Genomic DNA, 14,175 nt, shown 5'->3' on the forward strand with positions numbered 1-14,175 from the left:
GGCTTCCATTCGGGCGGGCCCACCCCCATCTATCTGCACATCCACTTCATTCAGGGGGCAGGGGAATGAACGCGTTGGAGCTGATCAAGCAGCAGCACGAAGAGGTCTCCAAGCTCTTCAAGAAGTACGAGAAGCTGGCGGATCACGCGGACGAAGAGCGCCAGGCGCTGTTCGAGCAGATCGCCGACCGGCTGGGCGCGCACGCGAAGATTGAAGAGCTGTACCTGTATCCGGCTATCAAGAAGGACGACACGGAGGACGAGCTGCGCGAGGCCGTGGAGGAGCACCTCGCCGTCAAGCGCCTCATCGCGGACCTCCTGGACATGGAGCCCTCCGACGAGGAGTTCGACGCGAAGATGAAGGTCCTCCAGGAGCAGGTGGAGCACCACGTCGAGGAGGAGGAGAAGGACCTCTTCAAGGCGGCGCGGAAGATCCTCAGCAAGGATCAGCTCGAGGACCTGGGCATCCAGCTGGAGGAGGAATACGACACCCTGATGGAGGGCGAGCCGCGCAACGACGTGCCCGAGGAGACGGAGCACGCCGCGCCCATCTAGCGCGCCGCGTCCGAAGCAGCACGGGGGCTTCCCGCGTGGCGTGGGGCCGGGCAGCATGCGGCCCATGCCGCGCGCTCCTGTCTCCGCCCCCGTGTTGCTGCCGGATGCCTTCACACCCGCCGCGCGCCGCGCCCTCGTGCGCGCGGATCCCATCCTGGGCACGCTCTTCAAGACGATTGGCCCGTTCCGCTTCGAGCGGAGCCCGCTGCACAGCCCCTTCGAGGCGCTGGCGCACTCCATCGTCTACCAGCAGCTCCACGGCCGCGCGGCGGCGACCATCTTCGGCCGCGTCTGCGAGCGGGTGGGGCAGGGCAAGGGCTTCACGCCCCAGAAGCTGCTCGCGCTCCCGGACGCCACGCTGCGCGAGGCCGGGCTGTCCGCGAACAAGCTGCTGGCCATCCAGGACCTGGCGCGCAAGACGGTGGACGGCACGGTGCCGCCGCTCGCGCGCGTGCGCCGCATGTCCGACGCGGACCTCATCGAGCACCTCACGCAGGTGCGCGGCATTGGCCAGTGGACCGTGGAGATGCTGCTCATCTTCCGCCTGGGGCGGCCGGACATCCTCCCCGTGGATGACTACGGCGTGCGCAAGGGCTTCATGGTGCTGCATGGCCTGAAGGAGCAGCCCAAGCCCAAGGCGCTGCTGGCGTACGGCGAGCGCTGGCGGCCCTATCGCAGCGTGGTGAGCTGGTACCTGTGGCGGGCGGCGGACAAGCCCGTGGGCACCTTCGCCCCGCCGGAGGGCAGCTAGCCGGACAGGGGCCGGGAGCGCACCGTGCCTTGCCTTGGCGCTCGGGCGTCCTCACCCGTAAGGGACGGAGGAATCACCCCGCATGCGCGCACTCACGTACCAGGGCCCCTACCGCGTCCAGGTGGAGCAGAAGCCCGACCCCCGCATCGAGCACCCGCAGGACGTGGTCCTCAAGGTCACCCGCGCCGCCATCTGCGGTTCGGACCTGCACCTGTTGCACGGCCTGGTGCCGGACACGCGCGTGGGCTGCACCTTCGGCCACGAGTTCACCGGCGTGGTGGAGGAGGTGGGCAAGGAGGTGGCGCAGCTGAAGAAGGGCGACCGCGTGGTGGTGCCCTTCAACATCTCCTGCGGCACCTGCTTCTACTGCCAGCGCGGCCTCACCGGGAACTGCGAGAACAGCAACCCCGGCAGCGACGTGGCCTCCGGCGTCTACGGCTACTCGCACACCACGGGCGGCTTCGACGGCGGGCAGGCGGAGTACGTGCGCGTGCCCTTCGCGGACGTGGGGCCCATGAAGATTCCGGACGACATGGATGACGAGTCCGTCCTCTTCCTCTCCGACATCCTGCCCACCGGCTACCAGGCCGCGGAGATGGGCGAAATCAAGGGCGGCGAGACCGTGGTGGTCTTCGGCGCGGGCCCGGTGGGCCTCTTCGCCATGAAGTCCGCGTGGCTGATGGGCGCGGGCCGCGTGGTGGCGGTGGACCACGTGCCGTACCGCCTGGAGTTCGCGCGCAAGTTCGCCAACGTGGAGACGGTGAACTTCAAGGAAGTGGGCGACATCGTCCTGCACCTGAAGGAGCTGTTCGAGGGCCGCGGCCCGGACGTCTGCATCGACGCGGTGGGCATGGAGGCTGAAGGCTCTCGCGCGCACCGCGTGCTGGGCCTGGGGCTGAAGCTGGAGGCGGGCGCGCCCACCGTCATCGAGTGGTGCATCAACACCGTGCGCAAGGGCGGCAACGTCTCCATCATCGGCGTGTACGGGCCGCCGTGGAACTTCGTCCCCATTGGCACCGCGATGAACAAGGGGCTGACCTTGCGCATGAACCAGGCGAACACGCGCCGGTACATGCCGCACCTCCTGGAGCACATCCAGAAGGGCCGCATCGACGCGAAGGGCATCATCACCCACCGCTTCCCGCTGGAGCAGGCGCCGGACGCCTACCACCTGTTCGCGCAGAAGCGGGACGGGTGCGTGAAGTGCGTGCTCATGCCGCACGGCCACGCCTGACAGACACCACTCGCCATCACAGGAGGCACGTCATGCCCCAGAAGACGACGCGGAAACCGAGCCGCGCGAAGAACGGCCACTCAAAGGCGAAGGCGCCGCAGGCCGTGGACCAGGACCCCGCCAACCGCCCGGGCGTCCCCATGGAGACGGCGCCGAAGCCGCTGGCGGGTGCGCGCGTGCCCATCGCGCATCAGCACGCGGAGGTGCCGGTGTTCAAGCACGCCGGCCGCAAGCAGATGCCGCCGGTGTTCGGCACCGCCCAGCCTCCGAAGGGGCTGAGCGGCCTCTTGCGAAAGGCGGCCTACGCGAAGCCGGACCACAAGCCCGGCCACTGGATGCTGCTGCTCCTGGCGGACCGGGTGGACGTCTGGGAGCACCGGCTCAGGAGGTCCCTTCCGTGGGCCGCTCCTTCCGCGGCGGCCCTCCTCGCAGGGGGCCTGATCTGGCGCGTCCGCCGGGCGTAAGAAGCGGGCCCTACGCGTCCCGGCCGTTGTAGGGGAAGGGGTTGAGGGTGGACAGGTCCACGCCGTCCACGCAGCGCAGGTTGATGGCGAACATCTGCTTGCCGTCCGGGCCCTTGCCGGTGGAGTAGGACTGCACGCCGCAGGTGGGGCAGTGCAGGTGGTTGATGACCTTCTTGTTGAACTGGTAGGTCTTCACCGTGTCCGCGCCGGAGAGGGACTTGAACTGCTCCGGCGGGACGAACGTCAGCACCGCGCCAAGCTTGTGGCAGATGGAACAGTTGCAGCTCACCACCTGCGCCAGGTCCGTGGTCGCCTCGTAGCGGACCTGTCCACAGTGGCAGCCACCCGTATACGTCTTCATCTCCGCCATGGTGCTTCCTCCGGTTGCTGCGTGATGCCCGGGCCGGAGCAGGTGTTCCGCCCACCCGGTGCGTGTGACGCGCATCAATGAACGGAGGCGGCGGGGACCGCAAGCGCGCAGGTGACGCCCCCGCGCGCTTGCGGCGGTGCGTCACGTCAGTCCGCGTACGTCGTCACGGACATCATCCGCACGAAGCGGCGGTCCGAGCTCACCGCCGCGATGGTGAAGCCCTGCGTGTAGCCCGGCGCGCCGCACCCGCGGCAGCTCCAGCCCGTCCGGTAGAGCCGGTTGCTGTTGCGCGAAATCTGCGTGATGTAGGCCACCGCGCCCTCCACCTCGTCCACGTTGTAGCTGTACGCGCTGAGCTGCCCGATGAGCTCCCGCACGGTGATGGGCTCGAAATCGCTGGCCTGCGGACCGAAGGCGTTGCTGAACGCCTCGCCCAGCGTCTGCTGGTTGGCGACGCCCTGGCCGTTGGGGATGTAGCCCTCGTAGATGCGCGCGGAAGCGAACGAGCCGGTGGCGCCGAACAGCACCGCGGGCGTCTGGGCGACGGGGTACAGGTTCAGCGGGTAGCCCGTGAAGGTCGCGTCGTTCAGTTCGTGGAAGTCCGCGAAATACTTCGCCGCGGTGCCCGTCATGGACTGCTGGAACGCCGTGTCGCCGAGGCGGGTGGTGAGGTAGGCGCGCTCGGCGCTGTCCACGCCGAGGCCAATGTCGTTGAGGAACGCGTCCAGCGCGTTGCGGATCTCCGAGCGCTGGATGGTCGTGCCGCCGGGGCTGCTGGGGCTCTTCGCGGCGGTGATGCTCGCCTCGAAGGCAGGGATGCTGGTGGTGGAGTCAGCGAACGCCGGAGCGGAGAGCAGCATCAGGGCGCCCACCAGCGACTTCATCGACAGGGTCTTCATGGGAAACCTCTTCATCCAGGGGAAGGGGGAGAACCGCGAACAGCGCGCTGGCGAGTACCACGCCCCCCTGACACGGTTCGCGTGAGGTTCCAAAGACACGCGAGGCCCGTGACACGCCCATGATGGTGCGTGTCACGGGCCTGCAATCTTTCACGACGGCGGTGCTTCAGCCTCAGTCAGAGGCGGTCATCACGTTGACCATCCGCACGAAGCGGCGGTCCGTGCTCACCGCCGCGATGGCGTAGCCGGCCGTGTAGCCCGGCGCGCCGCAGCCCCGGCAGCTCCAGGTGGTGTAGTAGAGGCGGTTGCTGTTGCGCGAAATCGCCGTGATGTAGGCCAGGGCGCCTTCCACCTCGTCCACCGTCGGCGTGCCGGACACGGTGTGCCCGCTCAGGAGCGCGAGGAGTTCCTTCACGGTGATGGGCTCGAAGTGGCCGGCCTGCGGACCGAAGCTGCTGAACGCCTCCGTCAGGATGAACTGGTTGGCCACCACGCCCTGGCTGTTGGGGATGAAGCCCTCGCGGATGGTGGAGGAATAGGCCAGCGGACCGGTGGCGCCGTACAGCGACGCGGGCGTCTGGGCCACGGGGTTCAGGGCCCACTGGGAGGCCGGGGTGGTGGCGTCGTTCAGCTCGTAGAAGTCCGCGAAGTACTTCGCCGCGGTGCCCGTCAGCGACTGCTGGAAGGGCGTGTCGTTGAGGCGCGTGGTGAGGTAGGCGCGCTCGGCGGTGTCCACGCCCGTGGGGTAACCGGTGTCATTGAGGAACGCGTCCAGCGCGGTCCGGATCTCCGAGCGCAGGATGGTCGCGCCGCCGGGGCTGGTGGGGCTCTTCGCGGCGGTGATGCTCGCCTCGAAGGCGGGGATGCTGGTGGTGGAGGTGGCGAACGCCGGGGCGGAGAGCAGCATCAGAGCGCCCACGAGCGACGTCATCGACAGGGTCTTCATGAGGACCTCTTCATTCGCGGCCCGTGACTCGGGCGCGCGTTCAAGGGGGGAGAACCGCGAACGACGCGTTGGCCAGTACCACGCCCGCCTGACACGGCTCGCGTGAGGTTCCGGTGACACGCGCGCTCGTGACATGTCTGTGAAGGAGCGTGTCGCGAGCCTGGAATCTTTCACGATGCGGGCTGCGCGGCCGGGGTCGTGGACGCGTTGCGGCGAAGCGGCGCGAGCAGCGCGAGGAACGCGGCGGACAGCGCGACGCCCAGGAGGAACATGTTCCCGTAGCCCAGGTTGCCGTACCTCGGATCCGCGAGCAGGCCCGCCAGCGGCCCGGCGGGCGCCTTGCCCGCGACCTCCACGCTGGCCAGGAGCGTGTAGTGCGTGGCGCCGATTCTCCGGTCCGTGCGCGACATCATGAACGCGAACATCACCGTGGTGAGCGCGCCGCCGAAGAACTCCTCGGTGAGCGTGACGCCCAGCACGCCCGCGTCGCTGACGCCGGCCTGGGTGAGCAGCCACCGCCCCGCGAGCGGCAACAGGCGCAGCGCTCCGGTGAGGGCCACCGCGCGCAAGAGCGGCAGGCGCGCGGCGAGCAGTCCCCCGCACATGGACCCCAGGAGCGACGCGGCGGTGCCCCACGTGCCCACCCACAGGCCGATGCGCGCTGGCGTGAAGCCCGCGTCCACGAGGAAGGGCTTGTAGAGGACGTCGGACATCGTCTCGCCCAGCTTGTACGTGCCGATGAAGAGCAGGAGCCACCCGGTGCCGGGCACGGTGAGCGCGGACTTGATGCGCGCGAGCAGCGCGGGCCAGTCCAGCTTCGGTGACTCCGGGCCTTCGGCTTCGCGCGGAGGCGGCTCGCGCACGAAGAGGACGACGGTGAAGACGGTCAGGCACAGCGCCGACATGACGAGGAACAGCCCGGACCAACCGATGCTCGCGCTGGCCCACACCAGGAGCCCACCGCCGGTGAGCATGCCCAGCTTGTAGCCCACCACCTGCGCGGTGTTGCCCAGGCCCAGCTCCTCCGGACGCAAGAGGTCCACCGCGAAGCCGTCCACCGCGATGTCCTGCGTCGCGGCGAAGAGGTTCATCACGAAGATGAGGCCCAACAGCAGCGGCAGCGAGTCCTGCCCCGCGGCGAAGGCCGCCCCCGCGCACGCGATGGCGAGCCCCGCCTGCATGGGCAATATCCACGAACGCCTGCGCCCCACGCGCGCGGAGCCATAGCGGTCCACCAGCGGGGCCCACAGCGCCTTGAGCATCCACGGCAGGGACAGCGCGCCCGCGAAGCCCAGCGCGGCCAGGGACACGCCGCGCGTGCGCAGGTAGACGGGCAGCGCCGTCACCTGGAAGCCGAAGGGCAGCCCCTGCACGAAGTACAGCGCGCACAACAGCCACAGCCGGGACGGGATGCGTCGCATGGTCGTGGCCGGAGCATAGGCGCGCCCTCCGGTGTCCGTCGCGGGCCTATACTCGCTGTTCCAGTCAAGGCCCAGGGAGCCGCATGCCGGAGCGAGCCGCAACCGAGTCGGGAATCATCGTCGTGGAGCTGTCCGCCGAGCACGAGCTGGAGGCGGACCACGTGGACGCGGTGGTGGACGTGAAGGCGTCCTCGTTCTTCACCGGCAACGCGGCCTTCGCCAACGCGAAGGAGGTGGCCGCGCTGGTGCGCCTCATGGAGGACCTGGGCGTGCCGGCCACGGCCTTCACCCTCCAGTCGGTGCAGGCGGAGACCCAGGAGGGGCTGCTCACGCGCTCCTCGTCCGCCCTCTACACGGTGCGCATCCGCCTGGTGGACATGGCCCGGGTGGGGGACGTGCTCGCCGCGCTGTCCGGCATGAAGCAGGCGACGCTGCGCGAGCTGCGCTGGGGCTACACGCACGAACCGGAGGCCCGGCAGGACTGGCTGGAGGCGCTGGCCCGCGAGTCGGTGAAGAAGGCGCGCCGCGTGGCGGCCGGGCTGGGCGTGACGCTGGCCGGGCTGCACCGCTTCTCCGAGCGCACCTGGGAGTCACAGGCCTTCGGTGCAAGGGGCGGGGGCTACGGCGGCGGGGCGGAGGACGTGATGCCCATGGCCCCGTCCGGCGGCTACAGCGTGAAGCGGACGGCCGCGCCAGGCTTCCCCGTGTCCCACCGCAAGAAGGTGCACGTGATGGCCACCGCGGAGTTCCAGTCGCACCCGGCCCCCGAGTCCTGAGCCGCTCGGGGCCGGCGCTTCCACTTCACGGCATGGCGCCGGGCGTGTGCTGGAGCACGAGCGCCTCCAGCCGCTGGAGCGCCTTGTCCAGGGTCTCCCACGACGGGCCGAAGGACAGGCGCACGTAGTTGCGGAAGCGCGACGCCCGCGCGCGGCGCTTGCCGGGGTTCACGTCGAAGAACTCGCCGGGCACGGTGATGACCTGGTGCTCCAGCGCTGCGCGGAAGAAGGCCATGCCGTCGTTGAGCGGCGCGGGCAGCCCGGACAGGTTGCCCCAGACGTAGAACGTCCCGTCCGGCGCGCGGTCCGTGCGGATGCCCAGCCGCTCCAGCCGGGAGTGGAACCTGTCTCTCTTCTCCCGGAACGTGTGGTGGATGGCGCGCGTCTCCGCCACCACCGTGTCCTCCTGGAGCAGCGGAATCGCCGCGCGCTGCAGGGGCCGGCTGCCGCCGCCGTCCAGGAAGCTGCCCGCGCTGGAGACCGTGTCGATGACCTGCTTGGGCCCCACCGTCCACGTCATGCGCCAGCCCGGGTAGCGCCAGTTCTTGGTGAGCCCGTCGAAGAGGATGACCGGGTCGCGGTTCACGTCCTCCACGTACCGCGCGGCGCTCTCCACCGGCAGCACGCCCGGGCGGCCCGTCCAGATGTAGTGCGAATAGAACTCGTCGATGAGCAGCGAGCACTCCAGCTCGCGCGCCACGCCCACCCACCGCGCCAGCTCCTCGCCCTGCACCAGCTTGCCAGTGGGGTTGCACGGGTTGGAGAAGAGCAGCGCGGACAGCCCGCGTCCCTGAATCTCCCGGCGCAGGTCGTCGTGCGTGAAGGCGTAGCCGCGCTCGCCCTCCAGCAGGATGGGGATGGCGGTGAATGCCTTGAAGACGTCCAGCAGCTCTTCGTACGCGGTGTAGTCCGGCAGGAAGTGGCCCAGGTTCACCTGGCCCAGGCTCGCCGCGGCGCGGGTGAGGGCCGCGCGGCCGCCGCCGGACAGGCAGACGTTCTCCGCCTTGTACTGGGAGGGCATCCCCTTGCGGTAGAGCCGGTTGTAGAGCCCCGCGATGGCCTCCCGCACCTCCCAGAGGCCCGCGACGGGCGCGTACTCCTGGTCCGCCATGTCCACCGTCACCGAGTGCACGCGCGACGGGGCGCCGGGCAGGTCCCCCGTCTCCGGCTGACCCTGGCCCAGGTTGCACCAGTCCGGGTCGCCGGGACGGTAGCCGCGGCGCGTGGCCTCGGCGGTGACGAAGATGACGCCCGTGCGGGGCACGGTGCGAAACGCATGCAGGGGGACGCTGTCGCTCACGCTCCTTACGCTAGCGCGCCCCCTGCTTCGGTGCAGCTTTCAGCCAGCCCCTAGCCTTCGAGGGAGGCCCGGAGGAACCAGGCGTGCTTCTCGAACTCGGTGATGATGCCGGTGAAGAGGTCCACCGTGTCCGTGTCCTTGTGGCCCTCCACCGCCGCGCGGCTCTCACGCAGGCCGTTGAGGTACACCTCGATGCGCTCGGCCAAGAGCTTCACGTGCTCCAGGTCGCGCGAGGTCTCCTGCGGATACTCCGGCAGGCGGCTGCTCTTGCCCACGTGGCGGCTGGTGCCGTACGCGCGCCCGCCCAGCGTCACCGCGCGCTCCGCGATGGAGTCGTTGTGGTTGGCCAGGCTCACCGCGAAGGTCTCGAACAGCGGGTGCAGCGCGGCGAACTGCGGGCCCTTGATGTTCCAGTGGGCGACCTTGATCTGCGAGTGCAGGTCCAACCCGTCCGCGAGCCGCTCGTTGAGGGTGGCGGCGATGGCGGTGCGGGCCTGCTCGGAGAGGGGACTCGGGCTCTTGTAGAGGGCCATGACGAACACGTTCCTTTCGGTGAAGGGTGGGACGTCGAAATGGAAAAGACAGCGCCCCCCGGTGTCTTCCACCGGAGGGCGCCAGTCACAGCCTGGAGATAACCACGGAGGGACTAGGACTCCAGTCCAACCGCCGCCGCGTGGATGACGCTCGCGATGCGGACCGCATCGTGCACGTGCTCCTCGGAGAGGCCGCCTTCCAGCACGACCTTCTCATGCGACTGGATGCACATCTCGCAGCCGTTGATGGCGCTGACCGCGAGGCAGACCAGCTCGAAGTCCACCTTGTTGGTCAGCACCTGGGCCAGCCGGTTCATCCGCAGCCCGGCCCGCTTGGTCGCGTACGACTCCTTCCCGATCATGTGACGGAACCGGTAGAAGACGTTGTTCATCGCCATCAGCGAGGCCGCCGCACGCGCGTCCTCGATGACCGGCGTGGCCTTGTCGCCCAGTGCCTGCTTCGCCTCGTTGAGCATGGCCTCCTTCAGCCGCTCGTTCCGGGCGGCGAAGGCGCATGCCACGGCCGTCCCCCAGCGCTGCTCGGGGGTGAGGGTCGTGCTCTCCAGGACCGCGGAGAGGTTGAGGCGGGTGTCCTTGTGGGCGTCCGCGAGTTCGCTGCGGACGACTTCGAGCGAAGCCATGAGTGCTTACCCCGCCTTCTGCAGCTTGGAGGTGAGCGTCTCCTCACCCTTCTGCCAGTTGCACGGGCACAGCTCGTCGGTCTGGAGCGCGTCCAGCGTGCGGACGGTCTCCTTGACGTTGCGGCCCACGGACAGGTCGTTCACGGACACGTGGCGGATGATGCCCTCGGGGTCCGCGATGAACGTGGCGCGCAGGGCCACGCCCTCCTCCTTGTGCAGGATGCCCAGCGCGCTGCACAGCTCGCGCTTGATGTCCGCCAGCATGGGGAAGGGCAGGTTCTTCAGGTCCGGGTGGTGCGTGCGCCACGCGTGGTGCACGAACTCGCTGTCGGTGGACAGACCCAGCACCTGCGCGTCGCGGTCCTGGAAGTCCTTGTTGTGCTTGCCGAACTCCGCGATCTCCGTCGGGCAGATGAACGTGAAGTCCTTCGGCCACGCGAACAGGACCGTCCACTTGCCCTTGTACGTGTCGTTCGTGATCTCCTGGAACTCCTTGTTCTTCTCCAGGCTCACGGTGCCCTTCAGCTTGAAGTTCGGAAGCTTGTCGCCAACGGTCAGCATGGGATTCAACTCCTTGGGGATGGGGGGCGGGCCACCGTGGTCCACCCCAGAGGTTGTGAGTTGCTACGGGGTAAAGCAGCCACCGTGCCAATGCTTCAACTGCTGTGATTCCAGAGGGTTACAGCTCCCCCTGATGCTTGCACCTGCGGGACGGTGACGCCGGGTCGGTGAATAACGAAATCCCGGTGCCTTTCGCCACTGCAATTTCGGTGGGCCGCTATTATCGGTAACACATGCCGGATGAACTGATGGGGCGCCACCCGGAAGTGACGCAGGATGCTCGGGAGCTGGTCGAGCTGGCAACCACCGAAGAGGGGGTGGGAGAGCTGCTCCGTCGGGGATTGGACTGGGTGTCCCGCGTGGTGCCCTTCGACCTGGCCACGCTGTTCCTTCTGAAAGAGGGAAGGCTGGAGGCGGTGGCGGCGCGCGGCCCGCTCGCGAACCAGGCGGTGCGCAAGCATTCCCTGCAGCTGGCGGACTTCCCGTCCCTGAAGCAGGCGCTGGAGACGCGGCGCGCGCGGGCCTTCACGGAGGAGGACCACTCGCATGGGGACGGTGACCCGTTCGACGGGGTGTTGGACCTGCCGGCGGGCCACTCGTGCATGGTGGTGCCGCTGTGCGCGGGGGAGCGCTGCTACGGCGTGCTGACGCTGGACCGCGCGCAGTGTGAGACGTACGCGCAGCCGGTGGTGGACCTGGTGGAGGTCTACGGCCAGATGCTGGCCACGGCGCTCCAGGGCGCGGAGCAGCGCGCGACGGCGGAGCGGCTGCACCGCCAGGACCACGAGCACGCGAAGCTCCTGGAGTCGCAGCTGGGCGGGGACTCCGAAGGCATCCTGGAGACTTCGTTGAGTCCGGTGATGCGCGACCTGTCCCGCCGCGCGCGGCAGGTGGCGGAGACGGACACGCCGGTGCTGATTACGGGAGAGACGGGCACGGGCAAGGAGCGGCTGGCGCGGGCCATCCACCGCTGGAGCGCGCGGGCGGACCAGCCCTTCGTGTCGCTCAACTGCGCGGCCATTCCGGCGGGCCTCCTGGAGAGCGAGCTGTTCGGCCACGTGAAGGGGGCCTTCACCGGCGCGAACCGCGACCGGGCGGGCCGCTTCCAGATGGCGCACGGGGGCACGCTGCTGCTGGATGAGATTGGCGAGCTGCCGGTGGAGCTGCAGGCGAAGCTGTTGCGCGCGCTCCAGGAGAAGGCCTTCGAGCCGGTGGGCAGCGACAAGACGGTGCGGGCGGACGTGCGCATCCTCGCGGCGACGCACGTGGACCTGCACCAGGCCATCGCGCAGAAGCGCTTCCGCGAGGACCTCTTCTACCGTCTGAGCGTCTTCCCCTTGAGGCTGCCGCCCCTGCGCGAGCGGCGCGAGGACCTGCCGCAGCTCACCGTGTTCCTCCTGGAGGAGCAGGCGAAGCGCACGGGCCGGCGGGGCATGCGGGTGTCGGCGTCAGGGCTTACGCGGCTGGCGTCCTACGACTGGCCGGGCAACCTGCGCGAGCTGGCGAACGCGCTGGAGCGCGCCACCATCCTCACGCGCGGCCAGGAGCTGACGGCGCAGTCCTTCGACCTGCCGAACGGCGAGCGCGCGCGGGAGGTGTCGGGCTCGGCGGCGGTGGAGGAGACCCCGGCGCCGCTGCCCGCGGGGGCGAAGGTGCCCACGCTGGCGGCGGTGCAGCGTGAGCACATCCTGCGGGTGCTCACGCTCACCCGGGGCCGCGTCTACGGTGAAGGTGGCGCGGCGGCGCTGCTGGGGCTCAAGCCGTCCACGCTGCAGAGCCGGATGAAGAAGCTGGGCATCGAGCGGCTGGAGGGCTTCACCGCCGCCGAGGACGCGTGATGCCAGGTCAGTGCCAGCGGCTGTCCTCGCGGGCCTCGCGGCGGTCCTCGCGCGTCTCCTGGCGGTTCTGCGCCGTCTCGGTGCGGGCCAGCTGGACCAGGTCGGCGATGAGCATGCGCTTGCGCGAGAGGCTCCCGCTGTCCATCCGGCCGTAGAGGTTGTTGAGCTCCTGGGAGATGGAGCGCGTCTGCCGCAGCGCGCGGGACTCCTGGCGGGCGTCGCGCACGTCGTCGCGGTGGTCCTGGCGGGCGTCGCGGCGGTTGTTGTCGTAGCGCGCCTCGCGGGCGCTGGAGCGGGCTTCCTGCTTGTCCTGGGCCAGCTCGCGGCGGGTCTCGCTCAGCTCGGACGCCACGTAGCGGCGCACGTCCTCTTCCACCTGGAGCAGGTCGCGGCGCGCCGAGCGGCCACGGGCGGAGTCGTACCGGGAGAGCAGCGACTCCACCTGGCGCAGGTCGTAACGGTCATCCCGGGTCTCGCGCGCGTCCTGCCGCAGCTCCTGCCGGTCACGGGCCTGCTCGTGGTTGTTGCCGCGGGGACCGCCTGCGTGAGCCAGGACCGGGAGGGACAGCGCCATCGTTGCCAGCAGCCACTTCGACATGGGGGGCTCCATCAAGTGCGTCGGATGCCTTGATGGACGCAGCCCGCCGCCGCGAATTCACGGCGGCGAGCCTTCCCCCCCATGGGTGGGCGCGGGGCCTACGACACCGCGGGTGCGACCGGGCGCGGCTGGGAAGGCGCCACGGGATAGTGGGCCTCCTTGCCGAAGGGCTGGTCGAAGAGGTGCGGATCCGACTGGCGCGAGCGGAAGAGGTCCACGATGTAGTTCATCCGCTGGTCCAGCTGGCTCCAGTCCTTCGCGGCGGTGCCCGTGAGGCTGTCGGGCGTCTTGTCCAGGCGGCCCAGCAGCTCCTTCAGCTTCGGATCCTCGAGGGTGCGCAGGTGCGGCGGGAAGAGCGTGGACTCCATGCCGGCGGGGGGCGGCAGGTCGTTGCCCAGCTTCAGCGCGCCGCCGGGCACCGCGAGCTTCATCATGTGCTCGGTGGCGATGCCCCGGAACACGCCGGCCAGCTTGTCCACCAGCGGGTTGACGACCAGGTCCACCGCGCCCGTCTTGATGGCGGCCTTGGCGGCGAGGTTGGCGGGGAAGGGCAGGGCGTTGGCGCCCGCCTCGATGCTCTGCTTGAGGATGTTGGCGAAGACCTCCTTCACCGGGGCGTTGAGCGCCTTCTCCACGAAGCCCTGGAGCTGGGTCTGCTCGTGCAGGCCCACGGTGTCGTTGGCCCGGAGCATCATCTCCGCCTTCTTGTTCGGGTCCTTCTCGAACATGGCCTGCGCGTAGGTGCCGAAGGCGTCCTTGAGCAGCGGCTTGTCCGCGGGGAAGCCGTCCAGGTACTTCTGGAGCTTCGCGGGGTCCAGCTGGGTGTCACCCTGGAAGGTCTCCACGAAGCGGGCGAACTCGTGGCCCACCTCGCGGAAGACGAACTGGTTGCCGTCGCCAATGGCCTTGCTGACGTTGTTGAGCGCGTCCGCGCCGGCCTTGGCGATGTCGCCGGTGGGCAGGGCGGGCAGGCCCAGCTTGCGCATCAGGTCGTCCACCTTGGACATGGCCTCGCCCACGACGCCGCCGCCCTTGAGGACGTCCACGAAGGCCTTGGGCATGTCCTCCTGGCGGATGCTCACGCCGGCCTGCTTCGAGGCCCAGGTGGCGAAGGTGGACCAGTTGGCGTTCTCCTTGCCCAGGAGCGTGCCCATGGCGTCGGACAGGTCGTGGTAGCCCTGGGTGATGGCCAGGTTGCGCGCGACGGGGTCCTGCATCGCGGCGATGTTCGCCACGTCCGCGGCGGTGGGGTAGCTGCCCGGCGTGGGGCGCGGGCCGCCCTGCTGGGG

The 14,175-nt window shown here is 69.5% G+C and carries 16 protein-coding genes; 6 read left to right on the forward strand and 10 right to left on the reverse strand.

Going from position 1 to position 14,175, the window contains the following annotated elements; translation table 11 throughout:
* The first annotated feature begins 65 nt into the window (after positions 1-65).
* The 4 genes from D7V80_RS19950 (at position 66) to D7V80_RS19965 (ending at position 3,003) form a co-directional block, all read left to right on the forward strand.
* Positions 66-554, forward strand: a complete 489-nt coding sequence (locus tag D7V80_RS19950) for a hemerythrin domain-containing protein (RefSeq protein ID WP_120589653.1) — start codon at positions 66-68, stop codon at positions 552-554.
* 64 nt (positions 555-618) lie between these two features.
* A complete protein-coding gene (locus tag D7V80_RS19955) occupies positions 619-1,305 on the forward strand; it encodes a DNA-3-methyladenine glycosylase (RefSeq protein WP_120589669.1) in 687 nt (228 codons plus the stop codon).
* 82 nt (positions 1,306-1,387) lie between these two features.
* Positions 1,388-2,539, forward strand: coding sequence for a zinc-dependent alcohol dehydrogenase (locus D7V80_RS19960; RefSeq protein WP_120589654.1), 1,152 nt, complete (start codon positions 1,388-1,390; stop codon positions 2,537-2,539).
* A gap of 32 nt (positions 2,540-2,571) precedes the next feature.
* Positions 2,572-3,003: a hypothetical protein gene (locus D7V80_RS19965; protein WP_120589655.1), complete on the forward strand. Its 432-nt coding sequence runs from the start codon at positions 2,572-2,574 to the stop codon at positions 3,001-3,003.
* 10 nt (positions 3,004-3,013) lie between these two features.
* On the opposite strand, the gene D7V80_RS19970 is transcribed toward D7V80_RS19965, so the two are convergent.
* The 4 genes from D7V80_RS19970 to D7V80_RS19985 form a co-directional block, all read right to left on the reverse strand.
* Complete coding sequence (locus D7V80_RS19970; protein ID WP_120589656.1) at positions 3,014-3,373, reverse strand: GFA family protein; 360 nt, start codon at positions 3,371-3,373, stop codon at positions 3,014-3,016.
* Positions 3,374-3,519: 146 nt separating this feature from the next.
* Complete coding sequence (locus D7V80_RS19975) at positions 3,520-4,272, reverse strand: hypothetical protein (RefSeq protein WP_120589657.1); 753 nt, start codon at positions 4,270-4,272, stop codon at positions 3,520-3,522.
* Positions 4,273-4,444: 172 nt separating this feature from the next.
* Positions 4,445-5,218 carry a hypothetical protein gene (locus D7V80_RS19980; protein ID WP_120589658.1) on the reverse strand — a complete coding sequence of 258 codons (774 nt, stop codon included), beginning with the start codon at positions 5,216-5,218 and terminating at the stop codon, positions 4,445-4,447.
* A 170-nt stretch (positions 5,219-5,388) separates the two neighbouring features.
* Positions 5,389-6,639, reverse strand: coding sequence for an MFS transporter (locus tag D7V80_RS19985; RefSeq protein WP_120589659.1), 1,251 nt, complete (start codon positions 6,637-6,639; stop codon positions 5,389-5,391).
* Positions 6,640-6,722: 83 nt separating this feature from the next.
* On the opposite strand from D7V80_RS19985, the gene D7V80_RS19990 reads away from it, so the two are divergent.
* Positions 6,723-7,415 (forward strand): SIMPL domain-containing protein, encoded by a 693-nt coding sequence (locus D7V80_RS19990; RefSeq protein WP_120589660.1) that lies wholly within the window; start codon positions 6,723-6,725, stop codon positions 7,413-7,415.
* A 25-nt stretch (positions 7,416-7,440) separates the two neighbouring features.
* On the opposite strand, the gene D7V80_RS19995 is transcribed toward D7V80_RS19990, so the two are convergent.
* From D7V80_RS19995 to D7V80_RS20010, 4 genes are all read right to left on the reverse strand, one after another.
* A complete protein-coding gene (locus tag D7V80_RS19995; protein WP_043321129.1) occupies positions 7,441-8,715 on the reverse strand; it encodes a pyridoxal phosphate-dependent aminotransferase in 1,275 nt (424 codons plus the stop codon).
* A gap of 50 nt (positions 8,716-8,765) precedes the next feature.
* Positions 8,766-9,248, reverse strand: a complete 483-nt coding sequence (dps, locus tag D7V80_RS20000; RefSeq protein WP_120589661.1) for a DNA starvation/stationary phase protection protein Dps — start codon at positions 9,246-9,248, stop codon at positions 8,766-8,768.
* Positions 9,249-9,361: 113 nt separating this feature from the next.
* A complete protein-coding gene (locus tag D7V80_RS20005; RefSeq protein WP_014394421.1) occupies positions 9,362-9,889 on the reverse strand; it encodes a carboxymuconolactone decarboxylase family protein in 528 nt (175 codons plus the stop codon).
* Between the two features lie 6 nt (positions 9,890-9,895).
* Positions 9,896-10,450 (reverse strand): peroxiredoxin, encoded by a 555-nt coding sequence (locus D7V80_RS20010; protein ID WP_120589662.1) that lies wholly within the window; start codon positions 10,448-10,450, stop codon positions 9,896-9,898.
* Positions 10,451-10,683: 233 nt separating this feature from the next.
* On the opposite strand from D7V80_RS20010, the gene D7V80_RS20015 reads away from it, so the two are divergent.
* Entirely contained in the window at positions 10,684-12,288 is a 1,605-nt protein-coding gene (locus D7V80_RS20015; RefSeq protein WP_233585526.1) for a sigma 54-interacting transcriptional regulator, read from the forward strand.
* A 7-nt stretch (positions 12,289-12,295) separates the two neighbouring features.
* Here the strand turns inward: D7V80_RS20015 and D7V80_RS20020 are convergent, their stop codons facing one another.
* Positions 12,296-12,886 carry a hypothetical protein gene (locus tag D7V80_RS20020; RefSeq protein WP_120589664.1) on the reverse strand — a complete coding sequence of 197 codons (591 nt, stop codon included), beginning with the start codon at positions 12,884-12,886 and terminating at the stop codon, positions 12,296-12,298.
* A gap of 98 nt (positions 12,887-12,984) precedes the next feature.
* A partial coding sequence (locus tag D7V80_RS20025) for a hypothetical protein (protein ID WP_120589665.1) occupies positions 12,985-14,175 on the reverse strand: 1,191 nt, incomplete at its 5' end.

It is taken from the genome of Corallococcus sp. CA054B (genome assembly GCF_003611625.1).
Classification (GTDB): Bacteria; Myxococcota; Myxococcia; order Myxococcales; family Myxococcaceae; genus Corallococcus; species Corallococcus coralloides.

Coding starts and splice junctions, on each gene's coding strand:
- D7V80_RS20020 (WP_120589664.1), bottom strand. CDS start 12,886: ATGTCGAAGTGGCTGCTGGCAACGATGGCGCTGTCCCTCCCGGTCCTG.
- D7V80_RS20005 (WP_014394421.1), bottom strand. CDS start 9,889: ATGGCTTCGCTCGAAGTCGTCCGCAGCGAACTCGCGGACGCCCACAAG.
- D7V80_RS19955 (WP_120589669.1), top strand. CDS start 619: ATGCCGCGCGCTCCTGTCTCCGCCCCCGTGTTGCTGCCGGATGCCTTC.
- D7V80_RS19970 (WP_120589656.1), bottom strand. CDS start 3,373: ATGGCGGAGATGAAGACGTATACGGGTGGCTGCCACTGTGGACAGGTC.
- D7V80_RS20015 (WP_233585526.1), top strand. CDS start 10,684: ATGCCGGATGAACTGATGGGGCGCCACCCGGAAGTGACGCAGGATGCT.
- D7V80_RS19960 (WP_120589654.1), top strand. CDS start 1,388: ATGCGCGCACTCACGTACCAGGGCCCCTACCGCGTCCAGGTGGAGCAG.
- D7V80_RS19990 (WP_120589660.1), top strand. CDS start 6,723: ATGCCGGAGCGAGCCGCAACCGAGTCGGGAATCATCGTCGTGGAGCTG.
- D7V80_RS19985 (WP_120589659.1), bottom strand. CDS start 6,639: ATGCGACGCATCCCGTCCCGGCTGTGGCTGTTGTGCGCGCTGTACTTC.
- D7V80_RS19965 (WP_120589655.1), top strand. CDS start 2,572: ATGCCCCAGAAGACGACGCGGAAACCGAGCCGCGCGAAGAACGGCCAC.
- D7V80_RS19950 (WP_120589653.1), top strand. CDS start 66: ATGAACGCGTTGGAGCTGATCAAGCAGCAGCACGAAGAGGTCTCCAAG.
- D7V80_RS20010 (WP_120589662.1), bottom strand. CDS start 10,450: ATGCTGACCGTTGGCGACAAGCTTCCGAACTTCAAGCTGAAGGGCACC.
- D7V80_RS19980 (WP_120589658.1), bottom strand. CDS start 5,218: ATGAAGACCCTGTCGATGACGTCGCTCGTGGGCGCTCTGATGCTGCTC.
- D7V80_RS19975 (WP_120589657.1), bottom strand. CDS start 4,272: ATGAAGACCCTGTCGATGAAGTCGCTGGTGGGCGCCCTGATGCTGCTC.
- dps (WP_120589661.1), bottom strand. CDS start 9,248: ATGGCCCTCTACAAGAGCCCGAGTCCCCTCTCCGAGCAGGCCCGCACC.